Annotated in this window: 21 protein-coding genes; 4 read left to right on the forward strand and 17 right to left on the reverse strand. The window is 67.1% G+C overall.

Annotated elements, in window-relative coordinates; genetic code table 11:
• Positions 1 to 43: 43 nt before the first annotated feature.
• Positions 44 to 934 carry a universal stress protein gene (locus A5691_RS09060; protein WP_067748869.1) on the forward strand — a complete coding sequence of 297 codons (891 nt, stop codon included), beginning with the start codon at positions 44 to 46 and terminating at the stop codon, positions 932 to 934.
• Here A5691_RS09060 and A5691_RS09065 read toward each other — a convergent pair.
• From A5691_RS09065 to A5691_RS09075, 3 genes are read right to left on the reverse strand one after another with little or no spacing between them, the layout of a single operon-like run.
• Entirely contained in the window at positions 826 to 2,463 is a 1,638-nt protein-coding gene (locus A5691_RS09065; RefSeq protein ID WP_067779695.1) for a bifunctional 3-(3-hydroxy-phenyl)propionate/3-hydroxycinnamic acid hydroxylase, read from the reverse strand. The genes A5691_RS09060 and A5691_RS09065 overlap by 109 nt on opposite strands.
• Positions 2,460 to 3,410, reverse strand: a complete 951-nt coding sequence (locus A5691_RS09070; RefSeq protein ID WP_067748874.1) for a fumarylacetoacetate hydrolase family protein — start codon at positions 3,408 to 3,410, stop codon at positions 2,460 to 2,462. Before A5691_RS09070 ends, A5691_RS09065 begins: the two co-directional genes overlap by 4 nt.
• Positions 3,407 to 4,537 carry a VOC family protein gene (locus tag A5691_RS09075; protein ID WP_067748877.1) on the reverse strand — a complete coding sequence of 377 codons (1,131 nt, stop codon included), beginning with the start codon at positions 4,535 to 4,537 and terminating at the stop codon, positions 3,407 to 3,409. Before A5691_RS09075 ends, A5691_RS09070 begins: the two co-directional genes overlap by 4 nt.
• A 105-nt stretch (positions 4,538 to 4,642) precedes the next feature.
• Here A5691_RS09075 and A5691_RS09080 point away from each other — a divergent pair, with 105 nt between their 5' ends.
• Positions 4,643 to 5,278, forward strand: coding sequence for a TetR/AcrR family transcriptional regulator (locus A5691_RS09080; RefSeq protein WP_369807381.1), 636 nt, complete (start codon positions 4,643 to 4,645; stop codon positions 5,276 to 5,278).
• Here A5691_RS09080 and A5691_RS09085 read toward each other — a convergent pair.
• The 14 genes from A5691_RS09085 to A5691_RS09150 all read right to left on the reverse strand — a co-directional run bounded on the left by A5691_RS09085 (position 5,275) and on the right by A5691_RS09150 (position 19,781).
• The gene (locus A5691_RS09085) at positions 5,275 to 6,132 is read right to left on the reverse strand and encodes a pyridoxamine 5'-phosphate oxidase family protein (RefSeq protein WP_067748884.1); all 858 of its coding nucleotides are present in this window, start codon (positions 6,130 to 6,132) and stop codon (positions 5,275 to 5,277) included. The two genes, A5691_RS09080 and A5691_RS09085, sit on opposite strands and share 4 nt — an antisense overlap.
• Positions 6,133 to 6,189: 57 nt before the next feature.
• A complete protein-coding gene (locus tag A5691_RS28310; RefSeq protein WP_067748887.1) occupies positions 6,190 to 6,663 on the reverse strand; it encodes a type II toxin-antitoxin system Phd/YefM family antitoxin in 474 nt (157 codons plus the stop codon).
• A 13-nt stretch (positions 6,664 to 6,676) separates the two neighbouring features.
• Entirely contained in the window at positions 6,677 to 8,233 is a 1,557-nt protein-coding gene (locus A5691_RS09095; RefSeq protein WP_067748890.1) for an MCE family protein, read from the reverse strand.
• Positions 8,227 to 9,396, reverse strand: a complete 1,170-nt coding sequence (locus A5691_RS09100; RefSeq protein ID WP_156669902.1) for a virulence factor Mce family protein — start codon at positions 9,394 to 9,396, stop codon at positions 8,227 to 8,229. The genes A5691_RS09095 and A5691_RS09100 overlap by 7 nt, the downstream gene beginning before the upstream one ends.
• On the reverse strand, positions 9,393 to 10,949 hold the full coding sequence (locus A5691_RS09105; RefSeq protein WP_068266537.1) for a virulence factor Mce family protein: 1,557 nt from the start codon (positions 10,947 to 10,949) through the stop codon (positions 9,393 to 9,395). The genes A5691_RS09100 and A5691_RS09105 overlap by 4 nt, the downstream gene beginning before the upstream one ends.
• The gene (locus A5691_RS09110; RefSeq protein WP_067748897.1) at positions 10,946 to 12,505 is read right to left on the reverse strand and encodes a virulence factor Mce family protein; all 1,560 of its coding nucleotides are present in this window, start codon (positions 12,503 to 12,505) and stop codon (positions 10,946 to 10,948) included. Before A5691_RS09110 ends, A5691_RS09105 begins: the two co-directional genes overlap by 4 nt.
• Positions 12,502 to 13,542 (reverse strand): virulence factor Mce family protein, encoded by a 1,041-nt coding sequence (locus A5691_RS09115; protein WP_067748900.1) that lies wholly within the window; start codon positions 13,540 to 13,542, stop codon positions 12,502 to 12,504. Before A5691_RS09115 ends, A5691_RS09110 begins: the two co-directional genes overlap by 4 nt.
• The gene (locus tag A5691_RS09120; RefSeq protein WP_067748903.1) at positions 13,539 to 14,846 is read right to left on the reverse strand and encodes an MCE family protein; all 1,308 of its coding nucleotides are present in this window, start codon (positions 14,844 to 14,846) and stop codon (positions 13,539 to 13,541) included. Before A5691_RS09120 ends, A5691_RS09115 begins: the two co-directional genes overlap by 4 nt.
• A 6-nt stretch (positions 14,847 to 14,852) precedes the next feature.
• On the reverse strand, positions 14,853 to 15,722 hold the full coding sequence (locus tag A5691_RS09125; protein ID WP_067278674.1) for an ABC transporter permease: 870 nt from the start codon (positions 15,720 to 15,722) through the stop codon (positions 14,853 to 14,855).
• Between the two features lies 1 nt (position 15,723).
• Positions 15,724 to 16,437, reverse strand: coding sequence for an MlaE family ABC transporter permease (locus A5691_RS09130; protein WP_369804363.1), 714 nt, complete (start codon positions 16,435 to 16,437; stop codon positions 15,724 to 15,726).
• A gap of 465 nt (positions 16,438 to 16,902) precedes the next feature.
• Positions 16,903 to 17,148, reverse strand: coding sequence for a hypothetical protein (locus A5691_RS27920; protein WP_156669903.1), 246 nt, complete (start codon positions 17,146 to 17,148; stop codon positions 16,903 to 16,905).
• A 52-nt stretch (positions 17,149 to 17,200) separates the two neighbouring features.
• Positions 17,201 to 17,869 carry a TetR/AcrR family transcriptional regulator gene (locus A5691_RS09140; protein ID WP_067748912.1) on the reverse strand — a complete coding sequence of 223 codons (669 nt, stop codon included), beginning with the start codon at positions 17,867 to 17,869 and terminating at the stop codon, positions 17,201 to 17,203.
• A gap of 156 nt (positions 17,870 to 18,025) precedes the next feature.
• The gene (locus A5691_RS09145; protein ID WP_067748915.1) at positions 18,026 to 18,331 is read right to left on the reverse strand and encodes a hypothetical protein; all 306 of its coding nucleotides are present in this window, start codon (positions 18,329 to 18,331) and stop codon (positions 18,026 to 18,028) included.
• A 121-nt stretch (positions 18,332 to 18,452) separates the two neighbouring features.
• Complete coding sequence (locus A5691_RS09150) at positions 18,453 to 19,781, reverse strand: acyltransferase (RefSeq protein WP_067748917.1); 1,329 nt, start codon at positions 19,779 to 19,781, stop codon at positions 18,453 to 18,455.
• Between the two features lie 83 nt (positions 19,782 to 19,864).
• Between A5691_RS09150 and A5691_RS09155 the strand changes: the two genes are divergently transcribed.
• Both A5691_RS09155 and A5691_RS09160 read left to right on the forward strand, forming a co-directional pair.
• Positions 19,865 to 20,836 (forward strand): aldo/keto reductase, encoded by a 972-nt coding sequence (locus A5691_RS09155; protein WP_067748920.1) that lies wholly within the window; start codon positions 19,865 to 19,867, stop codon positions 20,834 to 20,836.
• Positions 20,821 to 21,819, forward strand: a complete 999-nt coding sequence (locus A5691_RS09160) for an NAD-dependent epimerase/dehydratase family protein (protein ID WP_231968960.1) — start codon at positions 20,821 to 20,823, stop codon at positions 21,817 to 21,819. Before A5691_RS09155 ends, A5691_RS09160 begins: the two co-directional genes overlap by 16 nt.
• Positions 21,820 to 21,864 lie beyond the last annotated feature (45 nt).

The raw sequence follows: 21,864 nt of genomic DNA on the forward strand, positions 1-21,864 counted from the left end.
CCCGTCGGGTTTATAGCGTCGTCGGTGATGGAGGGAGAACGAAATGTCAGCACCTGACCAACAGCGCGGCATCGTCGTCGCGGTCGACGGCTCGACGGCATCGAACGCTGCGGCACGTTGGGCCGCGCGCGAGGCGGCCATGCGGAAAGTTCCACTGACCGTCGTCCACGCGGTGACGACGCCCACCGCCACCTGGCCGCCGGTCCCATACCCCGACTCTCTGGCAGTGCGGCTGGAAGACGAGGGCAAGAAGGCGATCATGCACGCGATCAAGCTCGCCGAGGAGGCGCTAGCGGCGGACCGTGAGATCGCGATCAACCGGGAACTCGTGTATTCCAGCCCCGCGCTGGCCCTGATCAAGATGTCCGACGAGGCGGAGATGGTCGTCGTCGGCACGGCGGGACGCGGGTTACTGGCGCGTGGCGTGCTGGGCTCGGTCAGCGCGACGGTGGTGCGGCACGCGAATTGTCCCGTCGCGGTGATCCATGGGGACGACCTGCCGGACAACGGGGACGCTCCCGTTCTGGTGGGGATCGACGGCTCGCCGGCCTCCGAGCTCGCGACCGCCGTCGCGTTCGACGAGGCTTCCCGGCGCGGCGTCGACCTGATGGCCTTGCACGCATGGAGCGACATCGCGATCAGCGAACTCCCCGAAGCGGATTGGTCGTCACTGGAAGAGGAGGCCCAGCGGAGCCTCGCCGAGAACCTGGCCGGTTGGCAGGAGCGCTATCCCGATGTGACGGTGCAGAGGTTGGTCGAACGCGACGCGCCGGCTCGGCAGCTTGCCGAAAAGTCGGAATTCGCCCAGCTTCTCGTCGTGGGCAGTCACGGCCGTGGCGGCTTGTCCGGCATACTCCTGGGATCGGTCAGCAACGCCGTGCTGCACTCGGTACGGATACCCGTGATCGTCGCCCGGCCGTCCGCGTCCGGCTGACGCTCGCCGGGCGACAGGGCGGTGGCGGTCCACGCGCAAAGGGCGGCCAGGTCGCGCCCGGCGCGCGCCACCGTTCGGTCGGGGCGCACCAGCGCGGCGGTGACGCGACCCCGCCGCAGCCACGTCTCCAGAGCGCTGCCGGGGTCGGCGACCAGCACGGTGACGTCGCGCCGCCGCAGGGCGGCCTCGTCGGCGGCGCCGGGGCGAGTGACGGCGATCAACGCGAAACCGGTGCCGAGGACGTCGTCCACCCGTCGACCGTCGTGCAGCGGCGGGTTGGGGCACAGCGTGCCCGGTAGCTGATGCGGTCGCCGCGATTTAGACACCCACGCTGAGCGGTGCAGCGGCGGCGTTGTGGAGTCGACGACCTTGTCGCGCAGGCCGGGGATGAGCCGCAGCCGCGGCAACAGCGCCCGGCGCGCTGCGTTGCCAAGGTGGCCGCCGCCGGTCATCGCCCAGCCGATACTCAGCGCGAGGCGAATCATGTAGCGAGCGTGCGGCTTTCGTTCGCGCTCATAAGTCTCGAGCACGTCCGGGGTAAGGGCGCCGCGGTGGACCCCGGCGATCTTCCAGGCGAGATTGTCGGCGTCGCGCAGCCCGGCGCCCATGCCCTGGCCGATGAACGGGGGAGTGAGGTGCGCCGCGTCGCCGAGGAGGAAGACGTTGCCGTTGCGCCAGCGGTCGGCGATCTGTGCCCGGAACGTGTACTCGGCGACCCGCACCAGGGTGAGCTCGGCGACGGGTACGGTGCTGGTCCATGGTTTGATCAACGGTCGCAGCCGCTGGAGCGTGCCGAAGTCCGCCGCGGTTTCGCCGGCGAGCAACTGAAACTCCCACCGGTAGCGGGCCGGCCCGATGCGCATGTACGTTCCCGCGCGATCCGGGTCGCACACTTGGTGCACCCCGTCCCACTGGCCCAGGTCCGCCTCGCTGGCGATGTCGACGACCAGCCAGCGTTGCTGAAAGTTCAAGTCCCGCATGGTCGAACCGATCCGTGCCCGCACCAGGCTGTTGGCGCCGTCGCAGCCCAGCAGGTAGTCGGCGTCGACGTGGTGACGCCCACCGTCTGAGCGGTCGGTGAACGTGACGCGGATGCGCGTTCCGTCCGCCACAACATCGGTGACTTCTGCGTTCCCGCGCAGTTCGGCATTGGGATGGCGCTCGAGGTTGGCCCGCAGCAGGGTCTCCAATTCGGGCTGGTCGAACATGTTGGCCTGCGGGAAACCGTGCACGCTGTGCTCGGGGTCGCGGTTGAATTCGGCCAGAGTGCGGAACCGGCTGTCCACCAACCGCAAACCCAGCGTCGGCCGTGATATCGCGGCGAACTCGCCGCCCAACCCGAGGCGGGCGATGATGCGATAGATCTCGTCGTCCAGATGCACCGCTCGTGGCTGGGGGTACACGTCCGTCCAGCGATCGAGCACCAGGCAATGGACGCCGCACTGCGCCAGCCGGGTGGCCGCGGTGACGCCGGTCGGTCCGGCGCCGACGATGACGACGGGTACCCGCCGCGTAGCCGGGGTCGTCATGTGTATCGCACTGGGGTGCGCTGCGTTCCGAGATCGATGGCGCCGTCGTCGGTGGCCACCGACGCCTCGACGATGTCACCGTCGTGCAGGTAATTGCGGTTGGCGGCCTGCCGCGAGAAGAACATCTTCCATTTGAGTCCCGGCGGCAACAGGTTTCCGACGAACTGTACCGGCTTCGGTGGGGCGCTCAGCGCGGTGCCGACCGGGGTGCCGGTGAGCACCAGGTCACCCGGGGCGAGTTCTTGGAACTGCGTGAGCGACTGCAGCGCCTGCAGTGGCCGGTACAGCATGTCGCCCTCGACGAGCGCGTTCTGGCGTTCCTCGCCGTTGACGCTGAGGCGCAATCGCAGGTCACCGAAGCGCTTGAGCTCGTCGGCGGTGAGCAGCACCAGTTCGGGGCCGACCGGGGTGAACGTCGGATACGACTTGGCCTCGTAAAACTGGGTCTGGGGGAGTTGGACGTCGCGCGCGGAGACGTCGTTGGTGACCACCAGCCCGGCGACGAAATCGCCGAGGTTGGCGTCCGAGATGGTGGTGCCGATCGGGACGGCGCGGCCGATCACCAGGCCGATCTCGACTTCGTAGTCGAGCAGCTTCACGTGCGGGGGCTTGACGATGTCGTCGAACGGCCCGGTGATGGAGGCGGACGCCTTGCGGAAGAAGGTGAGGGGGATGGACGCCGGATCCATGCCCGCGTCTTTGACGTGCGACTCGTAGTTGGTCATCTGAGCTATCACCCGGCACGGCCGGGTCACCGGTGAGACCAAGGCGAGGGTGTCGAGGGCGACGGCTTCGGTTTTCGTCGCCGCACTCTCGATGGCGGCCCGGTCGGCCAGCAACGCGGCGGTGGTGGTGGCGGTGGTGTCGATTCTGACTGCGCCCTCGGCGGTTTTGAGCCACCAGGCGCGGTCGGTTTCGGAAGCGGTGTGCAGCACGGAAAGGGTCATGAGGTAGGAACTTTCAGTAGGCCGATCAGGCGGTTGAAATCGAATTCGTTGTGCGAGCGGAGGGCGGTCATCATCGAAACCAGTTCCCGGCGTGCCGACTTGGGGTCGGTTCCGAGGAAATCTCTGCTTGCCGGCGGCCCCCACTGCGCCAACCCGGATGCGGTGAAGGGCGCCCAGCCCGGGTCGAGCGTGTTGTCGAACAGGTCGCCATCGGTGAAGTGTTCGAACAAGTCGCCGTCGGGGTCGCGCCAGTAGTCGAAGATCTGACTGCCCTGGATGTGCCTGCCGATTCCCCAGGACCGGGAATAGCCGTGCGCGCCAAGGTATTCGCCGCCAGCAGCCAGCGCGTCGAGATCGCTGACCTGATAGGCCGAGTGCACGTAGCGGTTGGCCGGCCCCAGGGCCATCGCCAGGGTGTGATGGTCGGCCGGTATCGAACCGCGGTCGCAGCGAATGAAACTCATCGCCGGGCCGCGGTGCCGCTGGCCGGGGAAGTACAGAAAGTCGCTGACGATCATGCCGAGGTTGTCGAGGTACCAGTTGAGGGTCTCGAGGTACTTGGTCGACTGCACCACCAGGTGGCCCAGGCGCTCGACCCGGGCGGGCACCCGCGGGGGACGCTGGCCGGCATTGGTGCGCCGCACCTCGGGGCCGAAGTTGAAGACGTGGGCCTGTTGGCCCGGCAGGTCCGGGAGCTCGTGCATGCCGGCGACGACCCGAACCAACATTCCGCTGGGGTCTGTCAGGTCGACCGACACCCCGCCGATGGCCTCCGGTAGCCGTCGCATCGGTGCCCCGGCGTTGCCCGCCAGCCGGAGCACGTCGGCCTCGTCGCAGGCCCGGAACGCCGCGCCGGTGAACCGGCTGCGCCTGCCGCGACGCAGGATCACGCACGGCGTACCCGCCCGGGTGCCGCGCAACTGCACCTCGCCGGGGCCGTGCTGGGCAGTGTGGAAGCCGAATGCCCGCGCGAACGCCTCGGCGCGCCCCAAGTCTGGCCGCTCGAACTCCAGCCACGCGATGTCGGCGACCCTGATGACGGGGTTGCGCGACCGCCCGGGATGCTCCCCGCGCAGTGCGCCCTGCTCGCTGTGCGCCTCCGGACGTGCGCTTTCGGTCAAATCCATGGTCACTCCCAAACCTAACTGACGAAATCGTCACATACGAGATAACGTTCAGTCAAGAGTCTGACGAAATCCTCATGACTGATGCATAATGCGGGGGTGAGTGCGATGGCGGAGCCGGCCAACCGGCTGGAGCGGCGCAAGCGGCGCACCCGTGCGGCGCTGGTCAAGGCCGCGCAGCAACTGATCGCCGAGGGCAAGGTGAACGTGCCGGTCCTGGAGATCACCCAGGCCGCCGACGTCGGCATGGGGTCCTTCTACAACCACTTCGACAGCAAGGAGCAGCTGTTCGAGGCCGCGGTCGCCGAGGTGCTCGACGTCTATGGGGCGATGCTCGACCGGCTCACCGCGTCCATCGAGGACCCGGCGGAGATCTTCGCCACCAGCTTTCGGATGACCGGCAGGCTGTTCCGCCGCCGCCCGCAGGAGAGCCGGATCCTGTTGGCCAACGGGCTGGAGCTGCTGTCGTCCGAACGTGGTTTGGCGCCGCGCGCCCTGCGTGATATCAAAGCCGGCGTCGCGGCCGGTCGGTTCGACGTCGAGGATCCCGAGTTGGCCCTCGCAATGGCCGGCGGTGCGCTGCTGGGGCTCGGAAACCTGTTGCGGGACAACCCCGATCGAGACGACGCGCACGCCGCCGACCTCGTCACCGAGAACGTGCTGCGGCTGTTCGGGCTTAGCGCCGCCGAGGCGCGGACGATCTGCCAACGCCCGCTTCCCGAGGGCGGATTCCTCGAGGGTTAGCGGTTGCCGACGCTGACCACGGCACCGACCGAGAATGAGACGTTCCTGCCCACGCCGCCGTCGTCCCCGGGGGCACCGGGGCTAGTCCACCGCACCTGTGCGGTCCCGGTGAGGTGCAGGCTCGCACCGGTCCCGAAATCCACGAACAGCAAGGCGGCCTCGTCGTCGACGGCCAGGTTTCCATAACTGTTGAACATGTTGTTCCCGGGGAAGTCCGGCCACCAGAGCCGGTCGGGGGCGTCGACCCGGACGAAGCCGGGTGGGCCTCCGCGGTGCGACGCGTCGCTACCCCGGGTGGGATGGCTCGTGCCCAGAAAGAACGTGTCCGACCTCGCGATCATCGCCTGATCGGACGGGTCAAGCGTTGCGCGTCTCGCGCGCAGTGAAGCGGGTGCGCCGAGGGCGTCGGTGTCGATGGTATGCGGGTGAATGTACTTGGGGCAGTTGCCGTATGACTGGTCGACGCGGACGGCCAGGCCCGCGTCGTCCGAGCCGACGAGCTCGCCGTTCACCCGTAACCGGCGGCGGGTGGCGAAGTCGATCGCGATCAGTCCGACTTGTTGGCCGGCCGGGAGCCGGTGCAGCGGGTCGCCGCTGCGGGGGGATGCCGACACACGCAAGACGTCGTCCCGGCCGCGGAGGAAACCCGGCGCGGCGATCAACGGCGACGTCCACAGCACGCCGTCGTGGTCCCGTCCGGTCAGGGCGGCGAATCGCTGTGCGGCGAGAAATCTTGCGGCGCCGCCGGACAGGCCCGGCGAGTCGAGCATGCCCTCGAGCCGCTTGGCCTCGGCTTCGACGCCCGCTCGCCGCTGTGTCGCGGTCTCTCCTTCGTGGAAGCCCGTCATGGTCATGCACCGCTCAACAACATGACCTCGGGAAAGCTTCCGGGGTATGCGCCGCCGCCGTTCCTACGCGACCGACACGATGCGGGCGACCAGCTTGCCGCCGCGGATGACCTCGATCGTCTGCCCCGCCGCGACCTCATCGAAGTAGCGCCCGGCGCGCTTCCGGAGCTCGTCGAGCTCGATCCCACCCCGGCCATCCGCCGGTGTGGGACTGCTCGCCGCGTCACCGGCGGACACGATCTGCGCCAACAATCGGCCGCCCCGGACGACGCTCAGCGTCTCCCCGGCCGCCACCCGGTCGAAGCACCGGCCGGCGCGGGTGCGAAGTTCGTCGAGGCCGACCCACCCGCCGGTGTCCTGCGCGGCGAGTTTCGCCGAACGCGCCGGGATCGGAGCCACCCGCCAGTCACCGACGGGCAGGATCCGCGCCACCAGCTTGCCGCGACGGATGACGTCGATCGCCTCCCCGGCGGCGACCCGCTCGAGATACGTGCAGGCGTCACTTCGAAGTTGGCCCAGGCCAATGGCTTCCGGCATGTCGCTCCAATCTCTATCGGCCGGTCGACGGCGCCAGCATGTCCTGCCAGCCGTCGTCTCCGGTCTTGTTCGAGTTTTCGACCGCGTACTTGACGCCATCGGGCCCCACCAGTTCGCCGCTCTGCGGGAGGTACACCGCCGGGGGAGGGCCGGCGGGCGTGTACACGCACGGGTTCGGTTGCTGCCCATTGCATTCGACGGTGCCCGATCCCGGCCGTTGCAGCGGATCGCTGGTCGGCGGCGGCGTCCCCGCCACCCGGTCGGAGGGCGCCGGATTGAGGCCGTTGTTGACCGACGGCGCGGGCATCACGAGCCCCGGTTTCACGGGCTGGTCGCAACGCGCGGCCGGCGCAGGACAGGTGACGATCTGGTTGGGGTCGCCGTACCACGGGTTGGTGCCCAACGGCACGTACGGTTTGGAATCGCGGCACTCCCGTGGCGTCGCGGCGCGTTTACCCGGGACGTCGACGCATGGAAGGTTGCGTGCGCCGCGCACGGCGTTCGCGGGGGTGTCCTGCGGGATCTTGCAATAGGTTCCGGACGGCATCGGCGCGAGGCTGGTGTCCGCGGGAGACCGCCACTCGGCCGCCGGGAGGAACCCGGTCAGACACGGCGGGGGCTGGTTGATCGTCAGCGAGGTGCCGAGCGACGCATACCCCGGGAAGGCCGACGTCACGGTTTGGCCCTCCGAGGCGCCCTGCGGGTAGGCGACCAGGAGTTGCTCGACGCCCTTGTGGTAGCGCTTGAGCATGTCCAGCACGATCTCGAGATTCGCCAGGGTCTGCGGCAGCGACTCGCGGACGTCGCCGAACACCTCGTTGACCTGATCGGCGGTCGGGGCCGCCTGGGTCAGGATGCTCTGCACGTGCCGGTCGTTTTCCGCGCTCTGGGCGGCCAGGATGTTCAGATTGTGTGACCACCGCTCGATCGAGTCGCCGGAGTTGACCTGACTGTCGATGACGGGCCCGGAGTTCTGGACGATGTCGTTGATGTCGGAGATGTTGGTCTTGAAGTCGCCGGCGATGGCCTGCGTCGCGTCGACCAGGCGTTGCAGCGCGGGGCCCAATCCGCCTACGGCTTGGGCGGTTTCGTCGAGCAGCGAGGCGATCTTGTCCTTCGGCAGCACGGCCAGCCCGCGGTTGGCCGCGTCCAGCGCGGGCCCGATCTCGGTGGGGATGGTCCCCTTCGTGATCGTCTGGCCGGGCGAGAAGTACTGGCTCGGATTGCCCGTCGACACCAGGTCCAGGTATTGCTCACCGACCGCCGACACCGAATGCACGTTCGCCGACGCGTCAATCGGTATCCGGTAGCGGTCGCCGATGCTCATGGTCACCCGCGCGCCCGTCGCGGTCGGCTCGACGGCGGTGACCGTGCCGATGGTTTCGCCGCGATAGGTGACGTTGGAGGTCTTGTACAGCCCACCCGACGCGGGCAGGTCCGCCCTCAGCGTGTACTGGCCGATTCCCGCCGCGCTGGGAATCTGCAAGTAGTACCAGCCCAGCGCGACCGCCGTGATCGCGGTCAGGATGGTGAACGCGACCAGCTGGCGCTTGATGAAGCGGGTCAGCATTGCCTGTCCGCCCTTTCGACCAGGGGGCCACCCGGAACATCGTTGGGGTTCGGCGTGTACCGGACGTCGGGAATCATCGTTTCGGGGTCGCGGCCCCACGATTGCTCGAGCGCGCGCAGCGCCCCGGAGAATCCGGTCCCGGTGAGGACCGCGTTGTCGACGGCGCTCATGGTCAGGTCGAGCGTCAGCGACAGGTTGAAGTAGTCACCGCGGAACGCCTTGGGCACGGCGTCGATGTCGAACGGCCGCACGAGGATCAGCTTGAGGGCGCGGATGAGGTACGGCGCCGCCCGGCCGAGCTCGCGCAGCGGGCACTGCAGCGACTGCAGGTCCTGGTGGATGTCGCCACGCGCGGCCGACAGGTATTGGTCGGCGACTCCGCTGAGCCGTCCCGTCGCGTCGACGGCGTTGATCAGAAGATTCTGTTTGTCGGCGAAATGCTTGAGCAGTGGCGGGAATTCGGTGAGGACCCGGTCCAACACATCGGAGCGGGGACCCACGTACGCCAGCAGCCGGTTGGTGGAATCGATGGCCCGGGTGATGTCGGCGCGCTGCTCGTCGAGCCGGGCGGTGAAGGTGTCCAGCTTGCCCAGGAAGGCGCGGATCTGGTCGGCCCGCCCGTTGAGGATGTTGTAGACCTCGTTCTGCAGCACTTCGAGGTTCGGGATGCCGCCTCCGTGCAGCACGATGGCGAGGCTGGCCAGCGTCTGCTCGGTGGTGGGATAGGTGGACGCGTTTTTCAGCGGGATGGTGTCACCGTCCCGCAGCGGCTCCGGGGAGGGGTTGGGCGGCGCCGCCAGCTCAACGTGCTGGGAACCCAGCAGGCTGGTCTGGCCGATCTTGGCGGTGGCGTTCCTGGGCAGCTTGACGTTCTTGCCCAGCCGCAGTGTCAGCGTCGCGACCCAGTTCTTGAGTTCGATCGCGCGCACCGTGCCGACGAAGACATCCGCCACCCGCACCCGGCTGTTGTCGTTGAGGGCCAGCGTGTCGGGCATCTGGACATACACGGTGTAGGAGCCGGGCCCGGAGCCCGGACCGCCGGGCATCGGTACGTTGGCGATTCCGTGCCACTTCGCGCACGAGGTAAGCACCGTCGCGGCGGTCAACACAGCAAGCGCCTTCCAGCCCAGGTGGCGGACCCGAATAGCCAAGGTGCGCATCATGATCCGGCTCCCGTAGCGGCGGCCGCCGGTGTCGGCGCGACCGGACCCGGGACCACGCCCGGCCCCGGGGGCGGTGGCGGGATCGGCACCTGCGGCGCACGCAGGCCGATCGGTGGCACGACGGGGTTCTCGTCATAGGCGTTCGGCGGCCCCGGCGGCGTCTGCAAGCCCGGGGGAGGGGGGGGGCCGTCGGGGCCGCCCAGGAGTTCGGCCAGCGATTCGGGGGTCATCAGGCCCCCGGTGACCGGCCCCACCTGGGTGCCTTGCATGCCCGGCGCGGCGACCCAGCCGGGCTGGGTGTTGCGGTGCGAGAACGGAGTGTCGGGCACCCAGATCCCGGGCACCGTGGTGTCTTTGTACCCGTTGGGCGGTTGCAGCCGGGGTTCGGAGTAGGCGACTTCCTTGGGCAGCACCTCGGCGGTGCTGAACAGGTTCAGCCCGAACGGCAGGTAATTGAACTTGATCGCATCGAGGATCGGCGCCAGGTATTGGGCGCACAGTTCGGCGGATTCCTGGTAGCCCAGCCGGCTGCCGGCCTGAATCATGCTGCACATGAACTGCATTGGGTTGGCGAAGTTCGGGATAGCCGGGATGGACATGACGGCGCCGTGGGACGGGTGGTAGATCTGGCTGAGATTCGTCTCCAGCGTCGGCAGGACGTGCAGGGCGGTCTCCAACCCGTTCAGCGGGTCGGGCTGGACCAGCGTGGTGGTCAGGCTGTCGAGGTTGCCGATGTCATGGGCGAGCACCTCGCGGTTCTTGTCCAAGAACGGGCGCAGCGTTGAGAGTAGGCTGTCGAACTGCTGGATAGCGTTGGACAGGTCGCGGTCGGACCCGGTCAACTCGTCGGTGAACTGGGCGAGGTTCTTGTTCAGCGCGACGAATTGCTGGTCGTCTTTGTGCAACGCGTTGACGAACTGCGCCAGGCTGCGCACCACCGCGAAGAAGTCGCCCCGGCCCTCGTTCAGCGCGGTGAGCGACCGCGACAGGCTGTTCAGTGTGGTGTTGATCTGCTTGCCCTTGCCGGACAATCCGTCCGCGAACGACTCGATGGCCTCACCGAACGGGCCCTTGGGTTGCTCGGGCGTCGGGCCGAGTTTGGAGATGATGTTGGCGACGCTTTCGCGCAGTTCGTCCCACTCCGTCGGCATCTGCGTGCGCTCGATCGGGATCACCGCGTTGTTGCCCATCACCGGGCCACCTTTGTAGGGGGGCTCCAGCTGAATGCTCCGCGACGCCACCAGGGTTGGGTTGACGACTACGGCGGACGCGTTGGCGGGCACCTTGTATTTGTTGTCGTAGTGGAACGTCACCTTCATCTTGTCGCCGGCTGGCTCGATCTTGTCGACTGAGCCGACGCGCACGCCCATGATCTGGACCTTGTCCCCGGAATAGAGCGCGTTCGCCGTTGGGAGGTAAGCGATTACGGTGTTGGTGGTCAACTTCTGATAGAGCCGCCAGCCGACGATCCCTGCGACGAGGGCCAGCAGCACCACCACCGCCCCGACGACCGTCCGGCGCTGCGGTTTGCCGATACCGAAGACGCTACTCAATTCTGGTTACCTCCGGTGATACCGCTGCCGCCCGTGCCGCCGGGGTTGATGAACGGCGCCGGCAACTGCTGTCCGGGTCCCGGGGGCGCCGCCGGCCCCGGCGGGAGTCCTGGAGCGAACGCCGACGGTGGCGGGGCGGGGCCTGCGGGTTGCAGGTTCTCGGTGCGCGCGCCCGGCGGGGCTTGGGTGGGCAGTGGCACCGGTACGCCGGGCACGTCGGGAGGCGGGTCGCCGGGCCGCGCGGCGATCGGGATTCCCGGCGTCGGTGGCAGGCCGTTCGGGTTCGGCGGTGACGCCGCGACGTCGATCGGTGCCGGGAAACTGCCGCCGAAGGCGCCGACGTCAACACCCGCGCAGGGCAACGGGTTCCACGGTCGCGGCAGCGCGTCGGCCGGTGGCGTGTACGAGCAGGCCGTTCCCGGCGGCACCGCCGGTCCCGGATGGTCCGGGGTGCCTTCCAGCACCGGGGGCGCGGGCGGCGGCGCGCCGTTGGGGAACCGGGTGCCATTGGGGTCCGGCCACCGGAACTCGGGAAGCCCGGCGCTGCGCCAGAAGTCCTCCGGATCGATGCCGCGCTTCTTGAACGCGGCGTCGACGAACGGTTGCAAGATCCAATACGGCAGCAGGTTGGACAGGACAATCTTGAAGTACGGTCCCGACGCGACCGATTCACCCAGGGAGGCGGCGAATTGGCTGACGTACGTGAGGGTTTGGGCGAGGTCATCCTTACGCGCCACCAGCACGTCGCTGATCGCGCGCAACTGCTCCAGCACGGGGTTCAGATTCGGGTTGTCGTTGATGAATCCCTGCACCTGGGCCGAGAAAGCGGAAACGTTCTGCAGCAGCGCGCCGATGGCGCGGCTGCGCTCGTTGAACGCGACCAGGAGTGTCTTCGCGTTGACCAGCAGCCGGTTGATCTGTTCGCTGCGGTCACCGAGCACGCTGGCGACCTGATGGGCCTGAGCGAGTAGGTGCTTGATCTGGTCGTCGCGTTTGCCGATGGTGTCGGAGAATCTGGTCAAACCCTCGAGCGTGGCACTCAGATGCGGATAGGTCTGATCGATCGTCTGCGACAACACATTCAGCGACTGCTTGACGGTGTCGATGTCCCACCCGGTGGCGGCCTTGGTGACGTCGAAGGCGGCGTCGTAGAGCTGATACGGGGTGGTGCTCTGGCCCAGCGGTAACACGGCCCCCGGCCGCAACGTCTGCGTTCCGCGCGGCTCGATCTCGAGTACCTTCTTGCCGAGGATGGTGTCGGTCTTGATCGCGAGCCGGCTCTCGCTGCCGATGGTGTTGGCGCCGATATTGAACTTGATGCGGACATGGTCGCCGTCGATATCGAACGCCTCCACCTTGCCGACGTTCACGCCGGAGATGCGCACCTTATCGCCCTTGTTGAGTTGACCGGTGTCGGTGAACTGTCCGTAATAGCTCGGGCTGGCGAACATCATCGGGATGCTGGTGAAGCTTTGGCCGACGGCGACGACCAGCACCAGCACGGTGATGCCCATCAGGCCGACCCGGTTGCGGTTGAATTCCGTCAGCGTTCTCATTGCGGCGTGCACCTACCGGTGGGCTGCTGCCAGATCCGGACCGTGCGGACCGGGCCACCGGGCTGCAACCCGTTCCACCTGATGCTGAGGTCGCACAGGTAGAAGTTCACCCAGTCCCCGTAGAGGCCGATGCTGCGTCCGATGAGATTGAGCGCGGTCGGCGTCTTGTGAATCAGGTCGCCGAGTTGATCACGTTGGTCGACGAGCGGCTGCTGCAGAGCCTGCAGGTAGTTGATGGCCTTGTGCAGCAGCGCGCGGTTGTCGGCGAGGAGGTCGGCCACCGTGCCGGCGGCGTTGCTGATGTTCGCGGTCCCGGCCGCCAGCGGGTCGGCGTGGTTTTGCAGGCCGGTGATCAGTCTTTCGAAGTTGTCGACGGTCTGGTCGAACTCCTTGCGATGCCTGACCGTTGTGTCGAGCACGACGTTCAGGTTCTTGATCACCTCACCGATCGCCTGGTCGCGTTCAGCGATGTGCGCGGTCAGCTGCGCGGTCTGATCCAGGATGTCGTTGATGGTGCCGCCCTGACCCTGGAACACCGTGATGATGGCCGACGCGATGGTGTTGACCTTTTCCGGATCGAGCGCCCTGAACAGCGGCTTGAATCCACCGATCAGGGCGTCGAGGTCGAGTGCGGGCGCTGTTCGGGACAGGGGGATGAATCCGCCCGGCGGCAGGATCCGATCGCTGCCGTCACCCTCGCCGCGCTTGAGCTCCAGGTAGCGGTCGGCGAACAGATTGAGATAGCGGATCTGTGCGGTCGTCGTCTGGTAGAGCGGTATGGACCGGTCGACGTTGAAGTCCACCATCACCCGCTGGCCGCCGTCGATCAGCCGCACCGCTTTGACCTTGCCGATCTCGACCCCGGCGGCGCGGACGAACTGGCCGTTCTTGAGCCCGGTGGCGTTCTTGAACTCCGCGGAATAGCTGTTGGTGCTGTTGAAGCGCATCTGGGCGAACACCACGACGATCGACACGGTGATCAGCAGCAGCACCAGTGAGACGATGCCGAGCTTGATGGCGGAGCCGGTGATTTTCATGGGTTGATCGTGTTGTCCCCGACTTGGCGGCCCCAGACGTACTCGATGGCGTACGGTGAGCCGGTTTCCAGATGGTTGTAGGGCGCGAGGCTGGCGCCGGTATCGACCACCAGACTCGGCGCCGGCCACAGGTCATGGGTGATGGCCTGCCAGCAACCGGGCGCACCGCCCGGCCCGCCGCGGGCGTTCACGCGGGGCAGGTTGTCCGGGTACACAAAGGGATTCGGCGCCCCGCCCACCAGCCCGGCCAGGGTCAGGAGCCCCATCGTGGCCGCGGTGCCGGCCAACCCCGGGAGCGTCAACATGCCGCCCAGCCCTGAGGTCAGCTCGGTCATGGTTCTCAGCGCATAGCCGTTGCCGCCGCCGGTGGTGGCATAGGCCGCCGGTTCCTCGTCGTAGTAGTTGCGGATGGTGCAGAAGATCTCGGGGCTGTAGGTGTCGAACAGCTGGGCGGTGGGCACCAGATCGGCGGCGCCGCGCTGCAGGTAGGGCCCGCCGCGCTTGAAGATGTCTTCGCCGGTGTTGCCCAGCCCCGCCGCGGACAACAACGCAGAATCCAGATCGGCCTCCTGCCGGTGCAGGGTGCGCGCCGTAACCACCGCGTTGTTGAGGGAGTCGAGCAGATCCGGCGCGGCTTTGGCGTAGACGTCGCCCAGGGCGCCGAGCTGTTGAATGTCATGCCGGATCTGCGGCATTTGCGGGTTGATGTCGTCGAGGATGGCGTTGGCGTTGACGATCGATTGCCCGAATTTGTCGCCCAACCCGGTCAACGCCTGCGCGGCTGCAGCCAGCGTCAGGTTGAGCTTGACCGGATCCAGCTTCTCCGTTATCGAGGTGAGCGTCTCGAACAGGGTGTTGAACTCCGTTGTCACCGACCTGGCATCGATCACGTGCTGCGACGTGATGCGTTGTGGCGTCGGCTTTTTCGGCGAGGTCAACGACACGTACTTGTTACCGAAAACCGTGGTCGCCTTGATATTGGCGTCCACGTTGGCCGGAATCAGCTCGATCCACTTCGGATTGACGTTCAAGACGAACTTGGCGGCCGGTATGCCGTCACGCTCGATCTCCGAAATGCTGGCCACCCGGCCGATCTCCACGCCGTTGTAGGTGACCTTCGAACCCGGATCCATCACCAAGCCCGCCCGGGGGGCCAACATCGTCAAGCGCGTCGTCGGCGTGAGCTGGCCCCGAAACTGCAACCACACGAACCCCAACACCACCGCGGAGACAATCAGGAACGCCAGCGCCGTCGTCCGGTACGGCGGAATGCGTTGCGGGTTCTCTTTCACCGGGGTCGTCATGGGCGGCTACACGGTGAGGTTGAAGTTGGGGGTCTTGCCGTAGACCGCCATCGCGGTCAGCACGACCACCACGACGATGGTGATCAACGACAACCGCATCGAGCGGCCGACCGCTTCGCCGACGCCGACCGGCCCGCCGGTGGCGGTGTAGCCGTAGTAGCAGTGGGTGGTCATCACGACCACCGCGACCAGGATGACCTCCGCGAACGACCAGCCGACGTCGTTGAGGCGCAGGAACGTGTGGAAGTAGTGGTTGTACGTGCCGATGGACTGCCCGTACAACAACACGGTGGTGACCTGCTGGGACAGGAACGCCATGGTCATCGCCAACCCGTAGAGCGGGACGATGACGATCAGACCCGCCACCACCCGGGTGGACGCCAGAAAGGGGACCGACCGGATGCTCATCACCTCGAGCGCGTCGATTTCCTCGCTGATGCGCATGGCGCCCAATTCGGCCGTGGCACCCGCGCCGACCGTGGCGGCCAGCGCCTGACCGGCGGCCACCGGCGCCACGAACCGCACATTGACCAGGGCGGCCAAGAACCCGGTGAACGCCTCGACACCGATGTTGCCCAGCGTCGCGTAGCCCTGAATGGCGACGAGTGAACCCGCCGACAAGGTGATGAAGCCGACGATGGCGGCGGTGCCACCGACCACCGCCATCGCGCCGGTGCCCATCCCCATCTGGGCAACCATGCGGAGCAGCTCTTTGCGGTAGCGGTGTACGGCGAAGGGGATCTGCCCGACGGCGCTCAGTGCGAACCAGACCATCTGCCCGATCTCGACCAGCGGGCGAGACGGGACGTCCCCGTAACGGATGACGAATGCGCTCGTCCGCGGGAAGCGGACGCGGAGGGCGGCAGCCGTGGACATGTCAGCGCCCCGTCCCGAACCGGACGCCGATGGTGGTCAGCGCCGCGTTGACCGCGAACAGCGCGATGAAGCAGAGCACCACCGTCTCGTTCACGGCGGTCCCGAGGCCCTTGGATCCGCCGCGGACGATCAGCCCGCGGTAGCAGCCGACCAGGCCGGCGATCAGTCCAAACGTCGCGGCTTTGATGAACGCGATCACCACCTCGGGCAGGCCGGTGAGCGCCGTCAACGTGGAGAGGTAGGCGCCGCTCGAGACGTTCTGCAGGTAGACGCTGAACAGGTAGCCGCCCCCGAGGCCGACGGCGACCACGAGGCCGTTGAGCAGCACCGCGACAAGTGTGGAGGCGACGACCCGGGGCACCACCAGGCGGTGGATCGGGTCGATGCCGAGCACCTCGAGCGCGTCTATCTCCTCGCGGATGGTGCGCGCGCCGAGGTCCGCGCAGATGGCGGTGCCGCCCGCGCCGGCGACCACGAGCACCGTCACGATCGGGCCGAGCTGGGTGACCGCGCCGATCGCGGCACCGGCCCCCGACACGTCGGCGGCGCCGATCTCCGCCAGCAGCAGGTTCAGCGTGAAGATGAGCAGCACGGTTTCCGGGATGGACACGGCGATGGTGGGCAGCAGCGATACCCGCATGAGAAACCAGCCGTTCCAGATGAACTCGCGCCATTCGAACGGCTGTCTCAGCGCTTTCCCGGTCAGCACGCACATGCGGAAGAATCCACCGGCCACTTCCGTCCCGGGCCGAATCCGACTGCTCAATTTGCTGGCGGTCAGGTGGGAGGTGGTCATGCGTGCCGTCCCGAACGCGACCGCGCAACGAGGGCTTTCGGTTCCGCCGCTTCGTCAAGCGGGCGATGGGTAGTCGCGGGACGGTCATCGCGTTGGTGATCGTGATCCTGGTTGGCGGGGCGGTCCGCCGCGCGGCCAACCAGTGCAAAGCGCTGCACTACAGAGTGTTTCGAGTGAGGCGGGACGGGGCCGGATTCCTGATTCCTTCGCCGCGGGTCTTGCCGCAAGAGCGGTGGCCCCCATCGGTGGCGTACCGCGCGGGCTGACTCCCGACGCGAGTCGACCCGGTGATCCTCCCGATCGACACTCTGAGATCCCACCCTTCGGCTCCATGCCGCCCTAGTTTGCGCCACGCATCACTATGGCATTAGACCGTACGGTCAGTCAATAACCGCCGGCGGCGGCGAGTATTCGCCGCGCGAGTAATTCGGGGGTGGCCAGCGCCGTGTTGACGTCTTTTTGGTGATTTACAGGGGTTTTGGCGGTAGTCGGTACGCCTGGCGCCACATCGTCGGCCTTTCTTTTGAGAAAAGCCTGCGCACGGAAACCGACCGCGCGTACAGTATTCGGCAGGGCTTTTCGGTGCTTTTCCCGTTCGAACGAGCGTCGGCCAACGCTGACGCGGCGCATCAAGCGGAGCCTCGGTAGGGCCAATTACGGCCCCGCGCAATGGTGTTGGAGGCTAGGCGGCCGGACCCGTGACGGCGGCGAGGCATTCACGCACCACCGAGACGACGTCGGCGGAGGGGCTTGCCCACTTGCCGAGCCCGAGCCGATCGAGCAGTAACCCGCCGAGGAACACGTCGACGAACGCGGCCCCTACCTGTTCCGGGCTGCGGGAATCGGCGGGGCCGAACCACACCCACATCCACTCGAGCGATCCCCACAGCTGCAATGCCGCCAGTTCGATGTCGACGGCTCGGAAGACCCCGCCGTCGATTCCGCTGCGGATCTCCTCAATCGCCAAGCTTTGCAATTGGTTCCGCAGCTTCCGGACTTGCTGCATCGCCGGGTCGTCGGACAACTGGACCACCTCGCGCTGGCTTGCCACCGTCGCCTCACGGGCGACCACCTGGAGCAGCGCGGAGGTGTAAATGATTGCGGCGATGCGTTCCTGCGGTGTACCGAGCCGGGACCATGCCATCTGCACCGCATCGAGTTGTCGGGCGAGGTGGGTTTCCTCGAGCTCCCGCAACATCTGTGCCTTGGTGCCGAAGTGATGAACGATGGTGCCCTTCGACATGCCAAGCTCGTCGGCGATGTCGCCCATATTCGTTCTGTCGTAGCCGCGTTCGGCGACATAGCGGACAAACGCGTCGAAGATCTCGCCACGCCGACCAGGTCGAGGCATCGTGCACCCTTCGGCTCTAACTAACCGTACGAACGGTCCATCATAAGCTTGACGATGTCAAGATCCCCCGAGCCGCGCCACCGGGGCGGCAGACATCGTGCGACGCGTCCGTCAGCCGAAAGCGTGGCGCGTCAGAACCCGCTTGGTTCGGGGCGGCTACACCGCCCTGTGGCCATTCAACCTGTCGGGTGCGGTCACGACATAGGTGTTCGCCTTGGACGCCGGTTTGATTTCACCGGCGGTATACACGGTCATGAGATCTCTGCCATCGCTATCGACGACGCACACATAGGTGTCCGTCTCGGCGTCGTAGTCGAAGCTGTCCCAGGCCAATAGGAACGCCAAGCAGTTGCCGTCGCGATCGGCGACGACGAGCTTGTGCACCCCCGACTTCCGTAGTAGCTCGGCGTCCTGCGCGCGCTGCTGAGGGACCTGGCTGGTGTGGAGCGTGGCGTGTGACATCTGTGTACTCCCTTAGCGAGGATGTCTCCCTGTAGCCTAGGCTCAACTGCTTGGATACTCCGAGCCTTGGCGGAAACGTTTCTCTCCGATCAGGAAGGCGACCAGGGCACTAGGGCCCATCTCAAGGGGCCGTAAGTCGCTTACCCGAGGGGACCGTGTCTCGGGTTTTGGGTCGCACCGCCACCAACACGACCCCGGCGGCGAACAGGGCGGCGGTCGGCCAGGAGAATCGCCCGTTCGGTGCGAAGCCGCCCTGCGCCAACAGATGCAGCCCGGCGGCGGCCAGGACGGTGCCGGTCAGCATGATCGCCTCGGCAAAGCGGTCACCGAGCGGCAGCCCGAACGTGGGCAGCGGAACCGCGAAGACCCGCCGCTGCCACCACAGCAGCATCAGTTCGGCCGCGGTCACCACGCTGAGTATCGTGATCCACTCCAGCCGGACGAGCCACCACGCCACCGAACCCTCGTGCGGTTGCGGGATCAGCCCTGCCGGATAGGCGACGATCGCGACGATGACAACCGGAACCATGTGCCATAGGTAAAGGGCCATCACGTTGGCGTTGGCGGTGGACAACACCCGCTGCACCGAGCGGTGGTGCAGGATCCGGTCCAGTGCCGGCGCCAATGCCATGGCCAGCCCCGCTTGCGTGCACCCGAAGGCCATCATCGCCACCGTCGGCGGCGTCGTGTTCTCGATCGCTTCGCCAGGAACGCCGATCATGCTCACCGGATACGGCCCCACCCGGATCAGCAGCATCAGAGCGACGGCCGAGGCGGCAGCGAGCAGCATCGGCCGGCGGCCGGCCAACAGGCCACCCTGCCAGGCGATCCCGAGCTGGTAGAGCAGGCCCCAGCACAGCAGATAGTTCAGCGTGCCGATATAGGGGACGTGGCCCGCGAGCGAGACGGCGTCGACCAGCACGACTCCCGCGGCCAGTACCAGCGGGACCACGAGGCCCCAACGCCTATGCGCCGCAACGGCAATCGGCGTCAGTGACACGACGAGCACGTACACCGCGAGGAACCACAGGTGCATGGCCACCGCCCAACCCGCGTATTCCATCACGGTGCCGGGCAAATGCCGGGCCCGCAGGACCACCACGATCGCCGAAATCAGTGCGACATAGACCGTGGTCGGTCCGAGCACCCGAGCGAGTCGATGCCGGATCCAGGCCTGGCGCGAGAAGCTCTCGGCGTCGCGGCGGTGAGCCCACGACACGGCCCCGGCATAGCCGGCCACGAAGAAGAACACCGGAACCGCCTGGAAAATCCATGTCAGCCATTGCGTCCATGGCATGTCGAGCAGCGGGTTCTCGCGGCCGAATTGCCCATCGTGGTAAGTCACCGAACCGGCCAGCCAGTGGCCCAGCACGATGAGGACCACGCCCGAGGCGCGGTAGTAGTCGACCGCGAGATTGCGGGCCGGTCGCGCGGTTTCTACGTCGTCCATCGGATCGCGGCGAGATCGATGCGGTGCACTCGCGCAACGGTACCCGCCCCGTCCCGTGAAGTCGCCGGGCGCACAATGACCCCATGAAACAAGCTCGCCTCGCCGACCTGGAAGTCGGCCGCCTGGGCCTGGGCGCGATGGGGATGTCCGTGGCGTACGCAGGCGCAGGCACCGATGATGCCGAGTCGATCCGTACCGTTCAGCGCGCCATCGATCTGGGCGTCACGCTGATCGACACCGCCGAGGTCTACGGCCCGTATGTCAACGAAGAACTGCTCGCCCGCGCGCTGCAGGGCCGGCGGGATCAGGTGGTGTTGGCGACGAAGTTCGGGATGATCTCCCACACGGGGCGCGGCGGGCTGGACAGCAGCCCCGCCAACATTCGCATCGCGGTGGACGGTTCGCTGCAGAGGCTCGGAACCGATCGCATCGATCTCTACTATCAGCACCGCCTCGACCGGGAGACCCCGATCGAAGACACCGTCGGGGCGTTGGCGGAGTTGGTCGCCGCCGGGAAGATTAGGTACATCGGCCTTTCGGAGGTCGGCGTGATGACCATTCGGCGCGCGCACGCGGTTCATCCGGTCACCGCCGTGCAATCCGAATATTCGTTGTGGACACGCGACCAGGAAGACGAGATCTTGCCGCTGCTGCGCGAACTGGGGATCGGGTTCGTCGCCTACTCGCCGTTGGGGCGCGGCTTCCTCACCGGCGCCATTCGCTCCACCGAGGGGTTGCCGGACAGCGACTACCGCAAGACCAATCCGCGTTTCTTCGACGAGAACTTTCAGCACAACTTGAACAGCGCGGACGAATTGCGCAGCATCAGCGCCGATGTCGGGGCCACTCCCGCTCAGGTGGCCCTCGCCTGGCTGTTGGCGAAAGGCCGCGACATCGTGCCGATTCCGGGGACGAAGCGCGTGGCGCGCCTCGAAGAGAACGTCGGTGCGGACGCCGTCGAACTGACCGCCGACCAGCTGTCCCGGCTCGACCGGCTGACCCCGGCCATCGGGGGCCATCACGCCGAGGCGCAGATGAAGTGGATCGACCGTTAGTGGGCGTCGCCAAGAAACTGGTGATCGGGGCGAGCGGCTTCCTGGGCTCGCATGTCACCCGGCAGCTCGTCGCCGCCGGCGCCGACGTGCGAGTGATGTTGCGGCGCACCAGCTCTACCAAGGGAATCGACGATCTCGATGTCGAGCGCTGCTACGGGGATGTCTTCGACGACCGGGCGCTGGCCGCGGCCATGGCCGGGTGTGACGTCGTCTACTACTGCGTCGTCGACGCCCGGATGTGGCTGCGGGACCCGGCGCAGCTGTTCCGCACCAACGTCGAGGGGCTGCGACACGTCCTCGACGCGGCGCTGGGCGCCGACCTCAAGAGGTTCGTCTACACCAGCACCACAGGCACTTTGGCGATCAGTAACGGTAAGCCAGTCACCGAGGACGATCCGCACAACTGGGATCAGGGCGGCCCGTATATCGAGGCGCGGGTGGCCGGGGAAGACCTGCTGCTGTCGTACGCGCGGGACAAGGGATTGCCCGCCGTGGCGATGTGCGTATCCACCACCTATGGGCCCGGCGACTGGGCGCCGACCCCACACGGCTCCTTGCTTGCCCTCGTCGCGACCGGAAGGTTTCCGTTCTATTTCGGCTACTCGGCCGAGGTGGTGGGCATCGAAGACGCCGCAAGGGCAATGCTTCTCGCAGCGGAGCGCGGACGCAACGGCGAGCGCTACATCGTCTCCGACCGCTACATGAGCGTCCGGGAGCTGCATGAGATCGCGGCCACGGCCGTCGGCAGGCGCCCGCCGCGCATCGGTATCCCGATGTCCGTGCTGCGCGCCGGTGCGCGGGTCAACGACGCGGCGGCGGCGCTGCTGGGCCGGGACCTGCCGTTCGCCTACGTCGGAATCCGCATGGCCGAATTGATGTCCCCGCTCGACCACGGCAAGGCCGAACGCGAGCTCGGGTGGACGCCCGGACCCGTCGAGGACTCGATTCGCAAGGCCGCCGTCTTCTTCGCGTCCCTGAAGTGATACGCGGTGGCGACCCGTCCCCGCAAGCGGGGAGATACCCGCAGC

Source organism: Mycobacterium sp. E183 (assembly GCF_001667735.1).
GTDB lineage: Bacteria > Actinomycetota > Actinomycetes > Mycobacteriales > Mycobacteriaceae > Mycobacterium.

Coding starts and splice junctions, on each gene's coding strand:
- A5691_RS09060 (WP_067748869.1), top strand. CDS start 44: ATGTCAGCACCTGACCAACAGCGCGGCATCGTCGTCGCGGTCGACGGC.
- A5691_RS09065 (WP_067779695.1), bottom strand. CDS start 2,463: ATGACGACCCCGGCTACGCGGCGGGTACCCGTCGTCATCGTCGGCGCC.
- A5691_RS09070 (WP_067748874.1), bottom strand. CDS start 3,410: ATGACCCTTTCCGTGCTGCACACCGCTTCCGAAACCGACCGCGCCTGG.
- A5691_RS09075 (WP_067748877.1), bottom strand. CDS start 4,537: ATGGATTTGACCGAAAGCGCACGTCCGGAGGCGCACAGCGAGCAGGGC.
- A5691_RS09080 (WP_369807381.1), top strand. CDS start 4,643: ATGGCGGAGCCGGCCAACCGGCTGGAGCGGCGCAAGCGGCGCACCCGT.
- A5691_RS09085 (WP_067748884.1), bottom strand. CDS start 6,132: ATGACCATGACGGGCTTCCACGAAGGAGAGACCGCGACACAGCGGCGA.
- A5691_RS28310 (WP_067748887.1), bottom strand. CDS start 6,663: ATGCCGGAAGCCATTGGCCTGGGCCAACTTCGAAGTGACGCCTGCACG.
- A5691_RS09095 (WP_067748890.1), bottom strand. CDS start 8,233: ATGCTGACCCGCTTCATCAAGCGCCAGCTGGTCGCGTTCACCATCCTG.
- A5691_RS09100 (WP_156669902.1), bottom strand. CDS start 9,396: ATGATGCGCACCTTGGCTATTCGGGTCCGCCACCTGGGCTGGAAGGCG.
- A5691_RS09110 (WP_067748897.1), bottom strand. CDS start 12,505: ATGAGAACGCTGACGGAATTCAACCGCAACCGGGTCGGCCTGATGGGC.
- A5691_RS09115 (WP_067748900.1), bottom strand. CDS start 13,542: ATGAAAATCACCGGCTCCGCCATCAAGCTCGGCATCGTCTCACTGGTG.
- A5691_RS09120 (WP_067748903.1), bottom strand. CDS start 14,846: ATGACGACCCCGGTGAAAGAGAACCCGCAACGCATTCCGCCGTACCGG.
- A5691_RS09125 (WP_067278674.1), bottom strand. CDS start 15,722: ATGTCCACGGCTGCCGCCCTCCGCGTCCGCTTCCCGCGGACGAGCGCA.
- A5691_RS09130 (WP_369804363.1), bottom strand. CDS start 16,437: ATGTGCGTGCTGACCGGGAAAGCGCTGAGACAGCCGTTCGAATGGCGC.
- A5691_RS27920 (WP_156669903.1), bottom strand. CDS start 17,148: ATGCGCCGCGTCAGCGTTGGCCGACGCTCGTTCGAACGGGAAAAGCAC.
- A5691_RS09140 (WP_067748912.1), bottom strand. CDS start 17,869: ATGCCTCGACCTGGTCGGCGTGGCGAGATCTTCGACGCGTTTGTCCGC.
- A5691_RS09145 (WP_067748915.1), bottom strand. CDS start 18,331: ATGTCACACGCCACGCTCCACACCAGCCAGGTCCCTCAGCAGCGCGCG.
- A5691_RS09150 (WP_067748917.1), bottom strand. CDS start 19,781: ATGGACGACGTAGAAACCGCGCGACCGGCCCGCAATCTCGCGGTCGAC.
- A5691_RS09155 (WP_067748920.1), top strand. CDS start 19,865: ATGAAACAAGCTCGCCTCGCCGACCTGGAAGTCGGCCGCCTGGGCCTG.